This is a genomic window from Streptomyces luteoverticillatus (assembly GCF_003970715.1).
GTDB classification, from domain to species: domain Bacteria; phylum Actinomycetota; class Actinomycetes; order Streptomycetales; family Streptomycetaceae; genus Streptomyces; species Streptomyces abikoensis.
Map to the genome: position 1 here is coordinate 1,611,528 of NZ_CP034587.1, position 17,875 is coordinate 1,629,402.

Annotated in this window: 14 protein-coding genes; 4 read left to right on the forward strand and 10 right to left on the reverse strand. The window is 73.2% G+C overall.

Annotation, left to right across the window (positions count from 1 at the left end):
• Positions 1-80: 80 nt before the first annotated feature.
• The 5 genes from EKH77_RS06705 to EKH77_RS06725 form a co-directional block, all read right to left on the reverse strand.
• Positions 81-875: a DUF1684 domain-containing protein gene (locus tag EKH77_RS06705; protein WP_126913504.1), complete on the reverse strand. Its 795-nt coding sequence runs from the start codon at positions 873-875 to the stop codon at positions 81-83.
• Between the two features lie 5 nt (positions 876-880).
• Entirely contained in the window at positions 881-2,179 is a 1,299-nt protein-coding gene (locus EKH77_RS06710; RefSeq protein WP_126913505.1) for an NtaA/DmoA family FMN-dependent monooxygenase, read from the reverse strand.
• The gene (locus EKH77_RS06715) at positions 2,176-3,255 is read right to left on the reverse strand and encodes an LLM class flavin-dependent oxidoreductase (RefSeq protein WP_126913506.1); all 1,080 of its coding nucleotides are present in this window, start codon (positions 3,253-3,255) and stop codon (positions 2,176-2,178) included. The genes EKH77_RS06710 and EKH77_RS06715 overlap by 4 nt, the downstream gene beginning before the upstream one ends.
• A 109-nt stretch (positions 3,256-3,364) precedes the next feature.
• Positions 3,365-5,218, reverse strand: a complete 1,854-nt coding sequence (locus tag EKH77_RS06720) for an FAD/NAD(P)-binding protein (protein ID WP_240667249.1) — start codon at positions 5,216-5,218, stop codon at positions 3,365-3,367.
• Positions 5,219-5,633: 415 nt separating this feature from the next.
• On the reverse strand, positions 5,634-6,896 hold the full coding sequence (locus EKH77_RS06725) for a DUF5685 family protein (protein ID WP_126913508.1): 1,263 nt from the start codon (positions 6,894-6,896) through the stop codon (positions 5,634-5,636).
• 275 nt (positions 6,897-7,171) lie between these two features.
• On the opposite strand from EKH77_RS06725, the gene EKH77_RS06730 reads away from it, so the two are divergent.
• Positions 7,172-7,615, forward strand: a complete 444-nt coding sequence (locus EKH77_RS06730; protein ID WP_126913509.1) for a cell division protein SepF — start codon at positions 7,172-7,174, stop codon at positions 7,613-7,615.
• A gap of 24 nt (positions 7,616-7,639) precedes the next feature.
• On the opposite strand, the gene EKH77_RS06735 is transcribed toward EKH77_RS06730, so the two are convergent.
• Positions 7,640-8,812 (reverse strand): acyl-CoA dehydrogenase family protein, encoded by a 1,173-nt coding sequence (locus EKH77_RS06735; protein WP_126917915.1) that lies wholly within the window; start codon positions 8,810-8,812, stop codon positions 7,640-7,642.
• 102 nt (positions 8,813-8,914) lie between these two features.
• Entirely contained in the window at positions 8,915-10,501 is a 1,587-nt protein-coding gene (locus tag EKH77_RS06740) for an MFS transporter (protein ID WP_126913510.1), read from the reverse strand.
• Between the two features lie 236 nt (positions 10,502-10,737).
• Here EKH77_RS06740 and EKH77_RS06745 point away from each other — a divergent pair, with 236 nt between their 5' ends.
• Both EKH77_RS06745 and EKH77_RS06750 read left to right on the forward strand, forming a co-directional pair.
• A complete protein-coding gene (locus tag EKH77_RS06745; protein WP_430981025.1) occupies positions 10,738-11,913 on the forward strand; it encodes a hypothetical protein in 1,176 nt (391 codons plus the stop codon).
• Positions 11,914-12,176: 263 nt separating this feature from the next.
• The gene (locus tag EKH77_RS06750; protein WP_126913512.1) at positions 12,177-13,196 is read left to right on the forward strand and encodes a phosphatase PAP2 family protein; all 1,020 of its coding nucleotides are present in this window, start codon (positions 12,177-12,179) and stop codon (positions 13,194-13,196) included.
• Positions 13,197-13,299: 103 nt separating this feature from the next.
• On the opposite strand, the gene EKH77_RS06755 is transcribed toward EKH77_RS06750, so the two are convergent.
• Complete coding sequence (locus EKH77_RS06755; protein ID WP_126913513.1) at positions 13,300-13,515, reverse strand: I78 family peptidase inhibitor; 216 nt, start codon at positions 13,513-13,515, stop codon at positions 13,300-13,302.
• Between the two features lie 431 nt (positions 13,516-13,946).
• Between EKH77_RS06755 and ctaD the strand changes: the two genes are divergently transcribed.
• Entirely contained in the window at positions 13,947-15,635 is a 1,689-nt protein-coding gene (gene ctaD / locus EKH77_RS06760) for an aa3-type cytochrome oxidase subunit I (RefSeq protein WP_126913514.1), read from the forward strand.
• A gap of 9 nt (positions 15,636-15,644) precedes the next feature.
• On the opposite strand, the gene EKH77_RS06765 is transcribed toward ctaD, so the two are convergent.
• Together EKH77_RS06765 and EKH77_RS06770 are read right to left on the reverse strand one after the other, a co-directional pair.
• Positions 15,645-16,508 (reverse strand): hypothetical protein, encoded by an 864-nt coding sequence (locus EKH77_RS06765; protein WP_240667250.1) that lies wholly within the window; start codon positions 16,506-16,508, stop codon positions 15,645-15,647.
• 83 nt (positions 16,509-16,591) lie between these two features.
• Positions 16,592-17,842, reverse strand: coding sequence for a glycosyltransferase family 4 protein (locus tag EKH77_RS06770; RefSeq protein ID WP_126913516.1), 1,251 nt, complete (start codon positions 17,840-17,842; stop codon positions 16,592-16,594).
• Between the last annotated feature and the right edge of the window lie 33 nt (positions 17,843-17,875).

Consider the following 17,875-nt stretch of genomic DNA (forward strand, 5'->3'; position numbering starts at 1 on the left):
CCCCCGCGCACCACGAAGCGCCCCGGCGGCTCCCCGGCCGCCGGGGCCGTCGCCCGGTCTTGTCCGGAAGCTTCGACGCGTCAGTGGGCGAGGAGGTTCCGCTCCCCCGCCGGGACGTCGAAGGGCAGCCGGTTGCCCGGTGGCGGGAAGGGGCAGATGAAGTGCTCGGCGAAGGCGCACGGCGGCAGCAGCGCCCGGTTGAAGTCGACGGTCAGCCGCCCCTCGGCGTCCGGCACCCCGGGCTTGAGGAAGCGGAAGCGATAGCTGGACGCGCCGCTGGTGCCGTCCGCGATGACGGCCCACAGCGAGCCGTCGGCCTCCGCCGAGACCCGCAGCGCGTACTCCTCCCCGTCCTTGACGAAGGCCAGTTCACCGGCGACGCCCAGCCCGCGCGTCCGCCCGTCGGCGTTCTCCACCGCGACCGTCCGGTCACGGTCGTACGGGCGGAACACCCCGGGCAGCACCCAGCTCGCGTCGTACTCGAAGGCGTCGATCCCGGCGAACGCCCGGCGGCCCGGGGCGGCCGGGTCGAACACCCGGACCGCCCACTGCCCTTCGCGGCACAGCACGACCAGCTTCCGCTCCCCGTGCGCGACCCGGGCCGGGCCCGGCCCGGCGTCGGCGGTGAGCACCGTGGCGCCCTCGAACGGCCGCCCGTCCAGGGTGAGCCCGTCGCCGGCGGAGGCCGTCAGCAGGACTCCGGCGCCGTCCGGGGCCTCGGTCCAGCGCCCGGGAGTGGCCGGGATTCGCCCCTCCGGGAGCTCGGACAGCCAGTACGTCCCCGTCAGGGAGAGCGGGCCGTAGGGGGCCGAGGCCGCCTCGGCGCGCTCCTCGCGCCACTCTTTCCACCGCTGTCGCGCGTCACTCGTGCTCATGGCGGTCAACCCTTCCATACGGGCAGCGGAAGCCCGAGGTGGTCCCGGAGTGTCGACCCCGAGTACTCCGTGCGGAACGCGCCACGCTCCTGGAGCAGGGGGACGACCCGCTCGACGAAGTCGTCGAGCCCGCCGGGGGTGAGATGGGGAACGAGGATGAAGCCGTCCGCGGCCTCCTCGGTGACGAACTCCTCCATTCGCGCGGCCACTTGTCGCGGCGTGCCGATGAAGGACTGCCGCCCGGTCGCCTCGATCACGGTCTGCCGGATGGACAGGCCCTTGGCCTCCGACAGGGCGCGCCACTTGGCGGCGACGGCGAACGGATCGCCCAGCGGCACCCGGCCCTGGGTCAGCCGTCCTTGCGGGTCGGGGTCGACGTCGGGCAGCGGCCCGTCGGGGTCGTAGGCCGACAGGTCGCGGCCCCAGACCTGTTCCAGGGTGAGGATCGCGGTCTGCGGGGAGACCTGCTGTTCGCGGATGACGTCCGCTTTCTCCTGCGCCTCGGCGGCGGTGTCGCCCAGCACGAAGGTGACCCCGGGCATGATCTTCAGCTCCTCGGGCCGCCGCCCGTACGCCGCCAGCCGCCCCTTGACGTCGGCGTAGAAGGCGCGGCCCGCCTCCAGGGTGCCGTGCCGGGTGAAGATGACGTCGGCGGCGGACGCGGCGAACTCCCGGCCCTCCTCGGAGTCCCCCGCCTGGATCACCACGGGGTGACCCTGCGGGCTCCGGGGCACGTCGAAGGTACCGGAGACGGAGAAGTGCCGTCCGTGGTGGGAGAAGGGACGCGGAGTGCCGTCGGGGGTCCAGGAGTCCCAGATCTCCCTGGCCGTGGCGACGAACTCGGCGGCCCGGGTGTAGCGGTCGGCCCGGTCGAGGTAGCCGCCGCGCCGGAAGTTCTCGCCGGTGAAGGCGTCGGAGGAGGTGACGACGTTCCAGGCCGCGCGCCCGCCGCTGAGGTGGTCGAGGGAGGCGAGGCGCCGGGCGAGTTCGTAGGGCTCGTTGAAGGTGGCGTTGACGGTGGCGGCGAGGCCCAGCCGCTCGGTGACGGCGGCCAGCGCGTTCAGCACGGTGACCGACTCGGGCCGGCCGACGACGTCCAGGTCGTGCAGCCGCCCCTTGTGCTCGCGCAGCCGCAGGCCCTCGGCGAGGAAGAAGAAGTCGAAGAGCCCGCGCTCGGCGACGCGCGCGAGGTGCTCGAAGGAGGAGAAGTCGATCTGGCTGCCCGCCCTGGGGTCGGACCAGACGGTGGTGTTGTTGACGCCGGGGAAGTGCGCGGCGAGGTGCATCCGCTTGCGGATGGTCATGCGGTCTCCCTGACGGTGGTCTCCCCGACAGGGATCTCCCTGACGGTGGCGTAGCGATTGGCGGGGCGGGCCAGACACAGGTGCTCGCGGAGGGTGGAGCCGGGGTAGAAGCCGCGCAGCAGGCCCCGGTGCTGGAGGACGGGCACGGTGCCGTCGACGAGCAGCGCGAGGTCCCGGTCGGGGTCCCGGGGGCGGAAGTGGAAGCCGTCGGCGACGCCATCGGTGTACCAGCGGTCGACGAGGTCGGCGAGCGCGACCGCGTCGGCGGCCGCGTGGAGCGCGACCGGCAGCGAGGCGAGCACGACGAGCCGGCCGTCGTGGCCGCCGGGGTCGCGGCCGTGGGCCCGGGCGCGCTGCCGTAAGTCGCCGCGCGCGGCGCGGACGGCGTGGGCGGCCCGGGGGTCGTCCGGGTTCCCGACGCGGACGTAGGCGACGTCCGCGTGGCGGGCGGCGGTGGCCTGGGCGGCCGGCGCGGTGGCGTCGACGGCGACCACGGGGCGGCCCTGCGGCGGCCGGGGCACGATGGAGGGGCCGCGCACGCTGAAGCCGGGACCCTCGAAGTCGACGTGGTGGAGCTTGTCGCGGTCGATGAAACGCCCGGTGGGGACGTCCCGTATCTCGGCGTCGTCCTCCCAGCTGTCCCACAGCCGGGCGACGACGTCGGCGACGGCCTCGGCCTCGCGCCAGGCGGCCCAGGCGTCCGGCGCCTCGCGCCGCCCGAAGGCCGCCGCCTCGCGGTCGTCCGTGGACACCTCGACGGTCCAGCCGGCGCGGCCCCGGCTCGCCCAGTCGAGGGTGGCCAGGGCGGAGGAGACGTGGAACGGCTCGGTGTGGGTGGTGGTGACGGTGGGCACGAGCCCGATCCGCTCCGTGGCGGGCGCGACCCGGGCGAGCACGGCGAGCGCGTCGAGCCGCCCCCGCCCCCGCCCGGGCGGCCCGAACGAGTCGCCGAGCGTGACGAAGTCGAACCGCCCCCGCTCGGCGAGCCGGGCGGCGTCGACGTAGGGCTCGGCGGCGTAGGTACCGGCGCGGTCGAGAGCGACGGAGAGATGAAGCGGACGGGTGGGTTCAGGCATAGGGAAAAACCTCCAACAGGTTGTGGGCAGGCGTTCCGCAAGGCTGGGGGCACCCCCAGCGGTAGCTGGGGGAGGGTGGGCACAACCGACCCGCGGACGCGGACCGGCCTCAGCCCAGGAGCCGCAACAGCGCCCGCGCAGCGGCGTCGTTCTGCCGAAAGGCAGGCGCGTTCGTCCCCGGCCGCGCGAACGCACCCGAGGACCGCGCGTCCGTATGCGGCCCGAGCGCGAACCGCCGAGGATGCGGCACCCCGTCGGCCCCGAGGACCCGCCCGTCCTCGGGATGGACGGCGAGCAGCCCGGCGGGGGTGACCCGCACCTCTCCCCGCAGCCCCCGCAGCAGCGGGTCACGCGACCGGTCGACGGACGGCTCGGGCAACCGCGCCTCCACCAGCGCCCGCGCCTCGACGCCGAGGCCGGGCGCGCTGACGCTCCGCGCCCGGAACACCCCGCGTTCCGCGTCCGTCTCGTAGGCCGTGTCGGCGCCGAGGAACCGGACGGTCCCCGCGCGGGAGAGCGCGAGCAGTTGCCGCAGCCGGGGGCCGGGCGGCCCGGAGGCGAGGTAGCTGAAGAAGCCGTGCCACTCCGTGCCGATGTCGCCGAGCGGGGCGAGCTGCCCGTAGACGGAGAGCAGTCCGAGGAAGACGGCGAGGTCCGGGCTGTGGCAGGGGTTGTGGCGGCGGGCGAGGTCGGCCTCGATGTGGGCGCGCAGACCCTCCTGGAGGGCCTCCCCGTCGGGGAAGCGCAGCCCGGCGAGCGGGCGGTCGAGGCCCTCCAGGTCGAGCCGGTCGGCGGGGTCGGGCACGGACGCGGAGACCAGCGCGTCGAGTTCGGCGCTGCCGGGTGCGCAGACGGCGTACTTCTCCTCGAAGACCTGCCAGTCGACGGCCGTCCGCGCCGGGTGGGCGGTGAACAGCCGGTGGTAGTGGGCGAAGCCGAGTTCCTTCTCCACCAGCGGCCGGATGTCGCGGTGGTAGTCGAGCCGGCCGGGGCGGGCGCGCAGCTCCTCGATCTCGGCGGGGCCCAGGAAGCGCGGCAGCGGGGGCGGTTCGCCGTGCCAGCCGTAGCTCAGCTTGGCGCGGTAGGGGACGCCGCGCCGGGATCCGACGTGGAGGACGGGCTCGCGCCCGGAGGGGTGGTAGGTGAGCACGCCCTTGGTGTCGGTGGTGAACCGGCCCCCTCTGCCCTCGGTCAGCAAGGCCATGAGGTCGACGAAGGCGAGGCCGAAGCCGCGCACGAGGACGGGCTCGCCGGGGCGCAGCGCGTCCAGGTCGCTGTCGGCGGTGAACTCGGGCGGCAGGTAGGTCAGTCCGTGGTCGGTGGCGAAGGAGGCGAGGGCCTGTTCCCCGGGGCCGGGGTCGGCGTCGAGGTGGCCGAGGGCGAGGACGACGGCGTCGGCGAGGAGCGGCTGCCTCCGGCCCTCCAGCCATACCCGCTGCCGGCCGTCGCGGGGTCCGGAGAGCCGCACGGCCCGGCGGCGGTGCTCGTGGACGGTGATCCCGGCGGGCAGGGTGGCGACCGCGCGGTCGTACACCCAGGACAGGTAGGCGCTCTGGAGCCGTCGGCCGGCGAAGCTCCGGGGCGTCAGCTCCCGGGCCTCGGCGGCCGTTCCGGGATCGAGGCGGATCGTTTCGGCACCGTCGCGGACGCGGGCCGCCCACTCGGCGAGCGAGGGGCCGTGACGGACCGGGCCGGCGCATTCGACGGAGTCGTCGGTGTACATCGTGACGTCCTCGGCCATGGAGTTCATCCACAGCAGCGGGGACTGGTCGTGCCGCCAGACCCGGCCGCCGCCCGGTGGGTGGGGGTCGACGAGGTGGAGGTCGAGGCGGGCGCCCGCGAGGAGTTCGGGGGCGTTGGCGGCGATGCGCTCGACGAGGCCGGTGCCGCGCGGGCCCGCGCCGATGACGACGAGGGAGGGGACGGGGCGCGGGTGGGAAAGGGGGCGCGGGTGCGCGGGCATGCGAAGGCTCCGTGGATGCGGTGATCGAACACGGGATGGTGCCGCCTTCATCCGGACGCGCCCCTCAGCACGGCCGGATGTCGAGGCTAAGCCGGGGCCTCGGTGCGCTGTCAACCCTGTCCAGAACGGCGTCCACAGTGTGGGCAGCTCGTCTCAACTCGGTTGACGGAACAACCGGATGGCTGCTCCACTTACCTCATGCGTCCTGGGCAGCGGCTCGTCACCCGCGACCACATCGACTTCGGCCGGGTGTGGTCCGCCTCCTGTACGAGCTGACCGCGCGTCCTCGTACCGCCGAGACACGACGCGCGCCGTGGCGCCCGCGCGCCCCGGCGCCCGCTGCCTTCACCAGCGCGGCAGTTCTGCCGCACCCTCCCCTCGCACGTCCACGCACCGCACCTTCGGTCCGTGAGGTTCAGCAGTCACAGCCGCAGTCGCAACCGTCACAGCAGTCGCATCCATCGCAGCACTTGCTGCAACAGTCACAGCAATTGCAGCAGTCACCACAGTCGCCGCAATCGCCACCATCACAGTTGTCACAGCACTTGGCACACCAGCCCTCGCGCGGCTCCCCGGTCCAGGGGTCCTCGTAGGGGTCCTTGCAGCAGATCTGGCCGGTGCAGAACATGCCGGTCCAGACCGCGCAGCCCGCGATGAGCCCCCGCCGTCGCCGACGGCCGCCCCTCGGCGGCTCCGGCGGCGCGGTCGGCGGCATCACGGGCGGCGCCCCGAAGGCACCTTCGGGCGCGGCGTGCGCGTGCCCCGCCGTGTGCCCGTCGGCGGTGTGCCCGTGGGTCGCGCAGCCGCCGGTCGCGAACGCCCGGTCCACGGAACGTTCCAGCTCGTGCGCCAGCAGGAGGTGGGCCAGCCTGCCCTGGGACTTGCCGCCGAACTCCACGTCCCGCAGCGCCAGCCGCACCCCGCGCACCGCGTCGTCGCACAGCCGCCGCGCCTCGTCGAGGCCGGTGCCGGTGGCGGTGATGGGGTTCCAGGACCCGGTGCGGGCGTCCTCGTCCAGGTCCTCGACGGCGTCGAGGAGATGGGCGAGCCGACCGAAGAGCCGGCCCGCCTCCTCCAGGGCCGGCCGGTTGGCGGGCCTGCCCGCGAGCACGGCCGTGTACCCGAAGGCCATGGCGGTGGCCGTCTCGGTGGGCTCGGTGACCTCCAGCAGCGGGGTGCCCGGACCGGCCAGCGCCTCGACGCCCGCCTGCCGTTCGACGGCGTCGACCAGAACGGCCGTGTCGAAGCCGAGTTCCGCCCCCGTACGGGCACCCGCCCCCTCCCAGCGGGCGGCGATGCCGCGCGCGGCCGCCGCGACCGGGCGGCGCGCCAACAGCCCGTCGCCGTCGGCGACATGGTCGCGCATCTTCGCGGAGGCCAGGACGAGCGAGACCGTGGCGGCCAGCCGGGCGCCCTCGCCGTGGGCCACGGACGCGGAGCGCATCCCGCGCAACGGGCAGGGCCCGGCGGTGCGCCGCCAGGCTCCGGACTCCTTTGTCTCCGTGGACTGCGCCTCGACCAGCACCGATATGACGAGACCGTCATAATTGGTTGCTATTCGAGCGAATTGCCCGTGATCGCCCCTCAACGCCAGACAGAGCCCGCAGAGATGCGCCATCCACTCCGCTCGCATGCGCTCCGAGAGTCTGTGACGGCATGGCCTGATGATCCCGAACAAAACGTGTCCCCGTGTGTGGTGTCGATGTGCCCGGGCATCCTAGTCAGCGGGGACAATCGAGCTGGGCCGGAGGCCGTCCACTCCGGTCCATGCCGCATATGCCCAGGTCCGGCGCCTAAGGTCGGCTCATAGGAGTTTCTGACGCACCGCCACCCACTTTGCACCAGATGCGTCACGAAATCCCCGCATGGCCGCCATCCACTTGGCACATCATCCGCATCATGGACGACCATAGAGGAGCGGGCGGAACACACCGCGTGTGAGAGGAGGCGTCCATGGGATCGGTGCGCAAGGCGAGTGCGTGGCTTGGCCTCGTCGACGACAGCGATGACGAGCGCTACTACGGCGGCTACGAAGAGGACTCGGACGAGGGGACCGAGCCCGGCGACTCCTGGGTGACCAACCCCAAGGTCCGCGTGGCCGACGAGGTCGCGCAGGAACAGGGCACCCGTATCGCCACGGTCACCCCGGACGGCTTCCGGGACGCCCGGGGCATCGGCGAACTGTTCCGGGATGGCGTACCGGTCATCGTCAACCTCACGGGCATGGAGCCCAGCGACGCCAAGCGGGTGGTGGACTTCGCGGCCGGGTTGACCTTCGGCCTGCGCGGCTCGATCGAACGCGTGGCGAACAGGGTCTTCCTGCTCACCCCCGCCGACTACAAGGTCGTCAGCGGGGAGGGGGGCCGCGCGCAGGGCGGCTTCTTCAATCAGAGCTGATATGAGACGAGCCCGGGCAGGGGCTCACCGGAACGCGTCGAGGCCGGTGAGCGCCTTGCCCAGCACCAGCTGGTGCATCTCCACGGTGCCCTCGTAGGTCAGCACCGACTCCAGGTTCGTGGCGTGGCGCATCACGGGGTACTCGAGCGAGATCCCGTTGGCGCCCAGGACCGTCCGGGCGGTACGGCAGATCTCGATCGCCTCCCGCACGTTGTTGAGCTTTCCGAAGCTCACCTGCTCCGGCCGCAGCCGCCCCGCGTCCATCCGCTGTCCCAGATGGTGGGCCAGCAGTACGCCCTTGTGGAGCTCCAGCGCCATGTCGGCCAGCTTGGCCTGGGTGAGCTGGAAGCCGCCGATGGGCCGGCCGAACTGCTCGCGCGTGCGCGCGTAGTCCAGGGCCGTCTCGAAGCAGGTGCGCGCGGCACCCATCGCGCCCCAGACGATGCCGTACCGGGCGTGGTTGAGACAGCCGAGGGGGCCGCCCAGCCCCTTCGCCTCGGGCAGCACCGCGTCGGCGGGCAGCCGCACCTCGTCCAGGACCAGCTCGCTGGTGACGGAGGCGCGCAGCGACCACTTGTGCTTGATCTCGGGCGCGGAGAAGCCGGGGCTGTCGGTGGGGACGACGAATCCCCTGATGCCCTCGTCCGTCCGGGCCCAGACGACCGCGACGCCGGCCACCGAGCCGTTGGTGATCCACATCTTGCGGCCCGTCAGCAGCCAGTCGCCGCCGGCGTCGCGCTTGGCGTACGTGCGCATCCCGCCCGGGTCCGAGCCGTGGTCGGGCTCGGTCAGCCCGAAGCAGCCGATGATCTCGCCGGCCGCCATCCCGGGCAGCCAGCGCCGCTTCTGCTCCTCGGAGCCGAAGCGGTGGATGGCGTACATCGCGAGGGAACCCTGCACGGAGACGAGGGAACGGATGCCGGAGTCGGCCGCCTCCACCTCCAGACACGCCAGCCCGTACTGCACGGCGCTCGCGCCCGCGCAGCCGTAGCCGGTGAGCTGCATGCCGAGGGCGCCCATGGCGCCCAGCTCCCGGGCGAGCTCGCGCACGGGGACCTCGCCGCTCTCGTACCACTCCGCGATATGCGGCAGCACACGGTCGCGCGCCCAGCTCCTGACGGAGTCCCGGATGGCCCGGTCCTCGTCGGTGAGCAGGTCGTCGATGCCGAGCGGATCATGTGGATCGAACACGGTCAGCCTCCGGCTCGGTTCGGGGTGATCATCGCTTCCCCAGAACGCTACGGGTGGGTAACCCCCGGCGTCCAGACCTGGCCGGGGTGGGTTCGGCACCGCCGGGCCTCAGCCCTCCGTCGGCTCCAGACCCCTCGGCAGCCGCAGTGCCGCCACCGCTCCCAGCGCGAGCAGCCCCGCGCTCACCGCGAGCGTCACGTGCAGGCCGTGCACGAACGCGTCGCGGGCCGCCGCGCGCAGGGCCGTGCCGGCCGGGCCGTCGAGGCGGGCGGCGACTTCGTACGCCTCGCCCAGCGAGTGGCTCGCGGCCCGGCCCGCCGCGCTCGGGACGCCGGGGACGGCGTCGACGCCCGGCGCGTACGCCGCGTTCATGACGCTGCCGAGGAGCGCGATGCCGATGCCCGCGCCGAGCTGGTACGACGTCTCGCCGATCGCGGCCGCGCCGCCCGCCGCCCGCGCGGGGGCCTCGCTCAGCATCGACTCGTACGCTCCGAAGAGCGTGGTCTCCAGGCCGAAGCCGAGCAGGACGAAGCCGGCGATCAGCGCGTAGGGGCGGTCCTCCGGGCCCATGACGGTCAGTGAGAGCACCGCCATCGCGGTGAGCACGAAGCCCGCCGAGACCATCGCGCGCGGCCCGAACCGCTGGAGCACCCGCGAGCCGGCCAGGCCGGCGGCCATCGCGGCGAGGGTGAGGGGCAGCAGGCGCAGGCCCGTCTCGAGCGGGGTGAGGCCGAGGACGAGCTGGAGGTACTGCGCGGCGATGAGTTCCAGCCCGACCAGCGCCAGCATGGCCAGCACGATGCAGCCGACGGACGTGCCGAAGGCGGGCCGCGTGAACAGCGTCAGGTCGACGAGCGGGTGGGCACGGCGCCGCTGCCGCCGGACGAAGAGGACGAGCAGGGCGGCACCGACCGCCGCCGGGACGATCGTGCCGAGCGAGAGCGCCTCCGCGCCGCCCACCCGCTTGACCCCGTAGACGACGCCGAACAGGCCGAACGCCGCCATCAGCGCGCCGAGGACGTCCCACGGACCGTCGTGGTCGCCGGTCGACTCGGGCAGCAGCCAGCGGCCGACGGGGAGGCTGACGGCCATGAGCGGGATGTTGATGAGGAAGACGGAGCCCCACCAGAAGTGTTCCAGCAGGAATCCGCCGAGCAGCGGCCCGACGGCCGCGCCCACCGCTGCCACCGCGCTCCACACGCCGATGGCCAGGGCCCGCTCCCGGCGGTCGGGGAAGACCTGCCGGAGGATCGAGAGCGTCGCCGGCATGATCATCGCGCCGCCGGCGCCGAGCAGCGCCCGGGCGGCGATCAGGATCTCCGGTGTCGGTGCGACGGCGGCGAGCCCGGAGGCCACGCCGAAGAGGGTGTAGCCGAGGAGCAGCACCCGGCGGCGGCCGACCCGGTCGCCGAGGGTGCCGAAGAGGATGAGCAGCGAGGCGCAGACGAGGGGGTAGACGTCGACGATCCACAGCAGCTGTATCGCGCCCGGGCGCAGGTCCTCCGTGACGGCCGGGACCGCGACGTGCAGCACGGTGGCGTCGACGGCGACCAGGAGCAGGCTGACGCAGAGGACGACGAGCACGGTCCACCGGCTCGACGAGGCGGCACCCGGCCCTTCCGCGCGGCGCGGCCGGAGCCGCTGCCGGGGAACGCCGACCGGCCTTCTGGGGCCGGCGGTGGTCGTCCCGGACATCCACACACCTCCGTGTCATGCGCTCGCGGCCATGGGGCCGGGGAAACCAGTTGGGGACCAATGAGCCCCGGCGGTATCAGGGGGCGAGTGAGTCGACAGCGTACGCGAACCCCGACGGAACCCACGTGGCCCCTCTCACGTCCCCGGGCTGGGACAATCGATCGGTGACCGTTCGCGCCTCCTCCGTCTCCCGGGCCCCCGCCTCCGCCGGCATATCCGGCGACGGGCCCACCGGCATATCCGTCGGCGTCCCCGTCGGCGGCCGGCCCGCGCGACCCCTTGCCGTTCGGGTCCGTGCCGCGCTGCGCCGGGCTGCGCCCGCGCTGCTGCTCTACGCGGCGGTGCGCGTGCTGGGCGTGGTGGCGCTGGCGCTATGGGGGCCGGCGGACGGCAAGGAGGCGCGTCATCTGCTCTCGGCGCGCTGGGACTCGATCTGGTACGCGCGCATCGCCGAGCAGGGCTACGGCTACACGCTCCAGCTGGCGGGCGGCAAGGTCCACTCCGATCTGGCGTTCTTCCCGCTGCTGCCCTGGCTGGAGCGGTCGCTGTCGGCGATCTTCCCGCTGTCGGCGGGGGACGCGGGTCTGGTGGTCTCGGCGGTCGCCTCGCTCGCCGCCGCGTGGGGGATCTTCGCGGTCGGCGCGCTGCGATACGGGCGGCGGGCCGGGGTGGCGCTGGCGGTGCTGTGGGCGGCGCTGCCGGTGGGCGTCGTCGAATCGATGGCGTATTCGGAGTCGCTGTTCACGGCGCTGGCGGCATGGGGTCTGTACTGCGTGCTGACCGGCCGGTGGGCGTGGGCGGGCGCGCTGGCGGCGCTGGCCGGGCTGACCCGGCCGGTGGGCGCCGCCGTGGTGGCGGCGGTCTGGCTGACCGCGGCGGTGGTGCTGGTCCGGGCCCGCCGCCGGGGCGAGGCGCCGCCGTTCGGCCGGGTGCTGCCGGGGGTGGTGCTCGCGCCGCTGGGCTGGCTGGCGTATGTCGCCTGGGTGGGGGTGCGCACCGGTTCCGTCACCGGTTATCTCGATGTCCAGGGCGGCTGGGGCAATGGTTTCGACGGTGGACTGGCCTTCGGCTCGTTCATCTGGGAGCGGCTGACGGGCCCGGCCTGGCCGGCGGGGGTGGCGCTGCTGCTCGGGGTGGCCCTGGTGATCCGGCTGTATCTGGCCGGAGTGCGGCAGGGGCAGCCGCTGCCGCTGCTCGTCTATACGGGCACGGTGCTGCTGCTGGCGCTCACGGCCAAGGGGTACTTCGGGTCCAAGCCACGGCTGATGCTGCCCGCCTTTCCCCTGCTGCTGCCGCTGGCGGTGGCCCTGGCCCGGCTACGCACGGTACGCGCGGTGCCGGTGATGACGGCTGTCGCGCTTGCGTCGGCGGCCTATGGCGCGTTCTGGCTGCACGGTTCCGGCCCGCCATGATCGTAATTCCCGGGCGGCCCGGCGGCCCGCCGGGAAACGGCGCGGAACCCCTCGGCCACACACCGATAAACGGGGTCCCACGAAAAGGAATTAATGCCTCGCCAGGCTTTGACCAAAGCCGCTCGGGACTTCTTTAGCCGATTCTTATTCCGCCGTTTCAAACATGCGGCGCACCACGATTGAGACGCATTCCACATCACATCGTCATCACAAAGAGCCTCGATCGGCCGAACCCTCCTGTCACGCAATGTAACGTCGATTGAGTGCGTACCAACGACGAGCTCGTCCCTGCGGAGGAGCGCTCCCAACCCGTGCGGCCGCGGATGACCCGGACCCGTCTGGGCATCTTCGTGGCGACCTCCGTGGTCTACGTGGCGATCGTGGTCGGCGTGCTCACCACGTCCTGGCCGGTGCGCTTCGACTGGCAGGTCATGCTCTTCCGGCCCTACAAGCAGTGGCCGGAGATCCACGCCTTCCTCGACTACTTCGTGGTCCTGGGCCAGCGCGGCCCGACCGCCGTGGCCGTCGCGGCCTGGCTCGGCTGGTGTACGTACAAGCAGAAGACCCTGCGCCCGCTGCTGGTGCTGGGCACGTCGCTGCTGCTGCTCAACGCGACGGTGGGCGCCGCCAAGATCGGCATGGGCCGGCTCGGTCCGCACTACGCCACCGCCGTCGGCTCGAACGAGATGTTCGCCGGCGGCGACATATTCCCCTCGGGCCACACCGCGAACGCGGTGGTGACCTGGGGCGTCCTCGCCTATCTGGCCACCACGCCGCGCACCCGGCGGATCTCCTCGGTCTGCGCCGCGATGCTGGCGCTCGGCGTCGGGATGACCACGGTCTACCTGGGCACGCACTGGATGAGCGACGTCACCCTGGGCTGGACCGCCGGTCTGCTGGTGCTGCTGGCCCTGCCCTGGTTCGAGCCGCTGATGGCCCGTGCCGAGGGCTGGCTGCTGGGCGTCTGGCTGCGGCTGCGCAGCGGCCGGCTGCTCACCGCGCCCGTCCCCGCGCCGGTCGCGGCGTCCGTGCCGCTGGGCGCGCCGCGTGCCCCGGCCGACGACGAGCTGCCGGTCCGCGAGCCCGTGGGCGCCGGCAGCCGCTCGGGCGGCGGGTCGGCCGCCCGGGTCGCCGAGGGCAGAGCGCATCTGGCGCCCCGGCCGCACACGGTCCGCTCCGAGCGGAGCCCGGTCACCCCGGCCGGCAGCCGAAGGCCGCCGCACGCCGACCGGATGCCGCGCGGCACGTCGTTCGGCCCGTCGGCCGGGCGCGGCCGGGCCTGAGCCCGCGGGCGGAGACCGGTCACGCACACCGCGAAGGCGGCCCCGGAACTCTTCCGGGGCCGCCTTCGCGCACGTTCGGGGCCGCCTTTCGCGCGTCCGGCCGTCAGCCCTTCCAGCAGCGCCGTACGGTGCCGTGCTCGACCTCGAGGTTCAGCCGGCCGGCGCGGTACTCCATGGTGACGATCGCGCCGGGTGGCAGCGTCCGTACGTCCGTCCAGCCCTGGGCAAGCGCCCGGGCGGTGGCTTCGTCGGTGGGCAGGCCGACGTAGGCGTCGGGGTCGTCGTCGGGATCGGCGGGGAGTCCGGGGAGGGTTGCCATGGCAGTCACCGTAGGCGTCCGGGCGGGGCGTCGCCCAGCCTCCCGTCGCCGCCGGGTCCGCCACTGGTCACACTTCTGTCACAGTGACCCCGAGGGGGTTTGCGCCGAATTCCCTCACCCCCACGGGGTGTTCCTTTTCCCTCGCGATGCCTCCACAAAAACTCGCCGGTGAATTCACCACTTCTTCCCGGACGCCCCTCCGGCAACTCCCCCGGCGCCCCGGTGAATTCCCGTCCCGCGCCCCTGCCCGGCATTGATCCACGGGAATTACCCGGGGTACGTCCCTATCGGCGCGAGAGCCCTCGGAATTCCACGTTCCGGAACGTTCCGGTGAGGAGGCACCCTCGCGCGCGCGGCGCCGCCGGAGCATCATGGCGGGTGCCCGCGAGGACACTCGCGTATCCGAGAGCACCACAGGCGAGGGGGCACGGATGGGGACCGACACCGCGCAGGCCGCCGCGGCCGGACCGGCCGGGCCGGCCGGGGAGCGCAGCCCCGGCCGGATCATCGTGGACTGGCTGACGACCACCGACCACAAGAAGATCGGGAACCTGTACCTGATCACATCGTTCGGCTTCTTCCTCATCGGCGGGCTGCTCGCCATGCTGATGCGGGCCGAGCTGGCCCGCCCCGGGCTCCAGCTGATGACCAACGAGCAGTTCAACGAGGCGTTCACCGCGCACGGCACGATCATGCTGCTGCTGTTCGCCACCCCGGCCTTCGCCGGCTTCGCCAATGCGATCATGCCGCTGCAGATCGGCTCGCCGGACGTGGCCTTCCCCCGGCTGAACATGTTCGCCTACTGGCTCTATCTCTTCGGCGGGCTGATCGTGGTCTCCAGCCTGCTGATGCCCGAGGGCGGCGCCGCCTTCGGCTGGACCGCCTACGCCCCGCTGAACAGCGCGGTGCGCTCACCGGGCATGGGCGCCGACATGTGGATCATGGGGCTGGCCCTCTCCGGCTTCGGCACCATCCTCGGCGCGGTCAACTTCCTGACCACGATCATCGGGATGCGCGCCCCCGGGATGACGATGTTCCGGATGCCGGTCTTCACCTGGAATGTGCTCTTCACCTCGATCCTCATCCTCCTCGCCTTCCCCGTGCTGGCGGCGGCGCTGCTCAGCCTGGAGGCGGACCGGCGGTTCGGGGCCCTGGTCTTCGAGCCCCAGTGGGGCGGGGCGCTGCTGTGGCAGCACCTGTTCTGGTTCTTCGGCCACCCAGAGGTCTACATCATCGCGCTGCCGTTCTTCGGCATCATCACCGAGATCATCCCGGTGTTCTCCCGCAAGCCGATCTTCGGCTATCTGACGCTGGTGGGCGCCACCATGACCATCACGGCCCTGTCGGTGGTGGTCTGGGCGCACCACATGTTCGCCACCGGCGCGGTGCTGCTGCCCTTCTTCTCCTTCATGTCGTTCCTGATCGCGGTGCCGACCGGGGTGAAGTTCTTCAACTGGATCGGCACGATGTGGAAGGGCTCGCTGTCCTTCGAGACGCCCATGCTGTGGGCGGTGGGCTTCCTGGTGAGCTTCCTCTTCGGCGGTCTGACCGGGGTGATCCTCGCCTCGCCGCCGCTGGACTTCCACGTCACCGACACCTACTTCGTCGTCGCCCACTTCCACTACGTGGTCTTCGGCACGGTGGTCTTCGCGACGTTCGCCGGCTTCTACTTCTGGTGGCCGAAGCTCACCGGGAAGATGCTGGACGAACGGCTGGGGAAGATGCACTTCTGGACCCTGTTCACCGGCTTCCACCTCACCTTCCTCGTCCAGCACTGGCTGGGCGCCGAGGGGATGCCCCGCCGCTACGCCGACTACCTGGCGGCCGACGGCTTCACCGCGCTCAACACCGTCTCCTCCATCGGGGCGTTCCTGCTGGGCCTGTCCAACCTGCCGTTCTTCCACAACATCTGGAAGACCGCCAGGTACGGCAAGAAGATCGAGGTGGACGACCCCTGGGGCTACGGGCGCTCACTGGAGTGGGCGACCTCCTGCCCGCCGCCCCGGCACAACTTCCTCACGCTGCCGCGCATCCGCTCCGAGTCCCCGGCCTTCGACCTCCACCACCCGGAGACCGTCCGGCCGGAACAGCCGCACGCCGCGGCCGAGTCCACCGGCTGAGCCCGGCCGCTACCGGCCGGCCGCGGGCGGGCGCTCGACGACGCGCACCGAGAGGTCGTTGTCGGCGGTGTAGTACGGGCCCGCCTGGGCAGGGGCATGCGGGGCGGTCACGTCCCGCGCCGGGTAGACGAAGACGTGCTTCTTGTCGGCGACGTCGTCCAGGATGCGGGCCAGGCGGACCGGGGTGCCCTCCGGTCCGCGCAGCCACAGGTCCCACACCTGCGGGCCGCCCCGCCACTCCTCGCACAGCCCGGCGAAGGGCAGGGCGAAGGCGAAGTCCTGCCCCTCGGCGGCGGTGAGCGGGACCGTGACGGTCAGGCCCGCCCGCCGGCAGCGGGCCTCCACGACCGCGCCCGCCAGCCAGGCCCCGGGGTCCTCCACCCGGTGGAGGGTGCCCCGGACGGTTATGCCGTCGGGGTCGACGAGCACGTCCCCGGCCTCCGCGTGGGGGGCGCGCTGCCAGCTGCGCAGCGAGAGGTTGCCGTGCTTGGTGGCGTAGGGGATGCGCACGGCCAGCGGGGAGGTGCTGGGGCCGGGCCGGCGGTCGATCAGGGAGCGCAGATCGGCGAGGCCGGGGAGCAGCCGGCGCGGGGTCTCCTCGCCGCAGTCCAGATGGACGTCCCAGCGGCCCTCGGGCAGGGCGACGGTGCTGGGCAGCACGGCCCGCAGCCGGCCGGTCCCGTTGGGGGTGAGGGGCAGCCGGACCTCCTCGTCCTCCTCACCTCCGCGCAGCCGCAGCACGAGCGCGGCGGACCAGTGGGCGTCGGCGGCGCGGCCGGGGGCGTCGAGGTCGAAGGTGAGCCCGCCCGCGGAGTCCGCGATGCAGTCGGCGCTGGGGTTCCCCGCGCCGGCGGACAGGGGAGGGGCAGACACGATGACGCACTCCTCGGAAGTGGTGGTCGGGGCGGGGCGGTCATCGGCCCGCGCGGGCACGGTGGGATGGGTCGGCGTCGGCGTCATGCGGCGCGTACTTTCCGCAGGGCGGAGCGGCCGCGGTCCTTGGCCTGGAAGGCCGTGCTGAGCAGGGCGCCCCGGGTGCGGTGGAGCCCGCCCCGGAGGCCGCCGCGGGTGCGCAGCCCGGCGAAGAGGGTCTCGTAGCGGGCGGCGACGGCCGCGGGGTCGAAGCGTGCCGAGCTCGCCAGCGCCGCCGCGCCCATGCGCCGGCGCAGCTCGTCGTCGCCGATCAGCCGCAGCAGGGCGGCGGCGATGGCCTCGGTCCTCCCGACGGGCACCAGCAGGCCGTCGGCGCCGTCGGTGATGATCTCGCCGGGGCCGTGCGGGCAGTCGGTGGCAACCACCGGCAGCCCGCAGCGCATCGCCTCCACGATCGTCATGCCGAAGGACTCCAGGCTGGAGGTGACCGCGCCGATGGAGCCCTTGACCCACTCGGCCTCCAGGGGGTTGGCGGGGCCCATGAGGTAGACGTGGTTGTAGAGGCCGAGCTTCTCGATCAGTGCCCGCAGCCTGGGGCGCTCGGCTCCGGCGCCGTAGACCCGCAGCCGCCAGTCAGGGCGCTCGGCCACGACCAGGGCGAAGGCGCGGACGAGCACGTCGTAGCGCTTGGCGGGGGCCAGCCGCCCGGCCGCGATCACCCACTTCCCACTGCCGTCGGCGGGCGCGACCGCCGGGGCGGGCACCCCGTTGGGCACCGCCTCGACGCGCACGCCGGGCAGCCGCATCAGCCGCCGGTAGGTGCGCGCGTCCGCCTCGGTGACGGTGGTGACGGCGTCGAGGCGCGGATAGTGCGTCCGCAGCACGCGCTTGAGCCGCTCGGAGTGGGTGCCGAGCGTCAGGTGTTCCTGGCCCACGCGGACCGGGCCGCGCCGGGCCTGCTGGGCGATGTGGACGTTGAGGCCGGGCCGGGTGCCGACGACCACGTCGCAGTCCAGGCGGCGCAGGTGCTCGGCGATCCGGCGGTCCGTCAGGGCGCTGTACTGCCCGTGGCGTCCCTCGGCGGCGGGGAAGACGACGGCGGGGCGCCCGTGGTCCGGGTCGTCGCCCTCGTAGCCGGGGCCGCCTCTGCGCAGGTCCACCAGGTGCCTCAGCCGCACCTTGCCGCCGGGGGCGAGGGCGGGCTCCTCGCGGTGCCGGAAGACGGAGACGATCTCCACGTCGTGCTGCTCGGCGAGGGTGCCGGCGAGGGTGGAGGTGGTACGGACCGTGCCGCCGATCCCGTACGCGTTGTGGATCAGGAATGAGATGCGCATTCGTCCCCATGCCGCCGTATGCCGCGGATCCGC

What these genes read in the sequence shown, in the direction of transcription:
- EKH77_RS06720 (WP_240667249.1), bottom strand. Translation starts at nt 5,218, where the DNA reads ATGCCCGCGCACCCGCGCCCCCTTTCCCACCCGCGCCCCGTCCCCTCC.
- EKH77_RS06740 (WP_126913510.1), bottom strand. Translation starts at nt 10,501, where the DNA reads ATGTCCGGGACGACCACCGCCGGCCCCAGAAGGCCGGTCGGCGTTCCC.
- EKH77_RS06730 (WP_126913509.1), top strand. Translation starts at nt 7,172, where the DNA reads ATGGGATCGGTGCGCAAGGCGAGTGCGTGGCTTGGCCTCGTCGACGAC.
- EKH77_RS06705 (WP_126913504.1), bottom strand. Translation starts at nt 875, where the DNA reads ATGAGCACGAGTGACGCGCGACAGCGGTGGAAAGAGTGGCGCGAGGAG.
- ctaD (WP_126913514.1), top strand. Translation starts at nt 13,947, where the DNA reads ATGGGGACCGACACCGCGCAGGCCGCCGCGGCCGGACCGGCCGGGCCG.
- EKH77_RS06710 (WP_126913505.1), bottom strand. Translation starts at nt 2,179, where the DNA reads ATGACCATCCGCAAGCGGATGCACCTCGCCGCGCACTTCCCCGGCGTC.
- EKH77_RS06770 (WP_126913516.1), bottom strand. Translation starts at nt 17,842, where the DNA reads ATGCGCATCTCATTCCTGATCCACAACGCGTACGGGATCGGCGGCACG.
- EKH77_RS06715 (WP_126913506.1), bottom strand. Translation starts at nt 3,255, where the DNA reads ATGCCTGAACCCACCCGTCCGCTTCATCTCTCCGTCGCTCTCGACCGC.
- EKH77_RS06755 (WP_126913513.1), bottom strand. Translation starts at nt 13,515, where the DNA reads ATGGCAACCCTCCCCGGACTCCCCGCCGATCCCGACGACGACCCCGAC.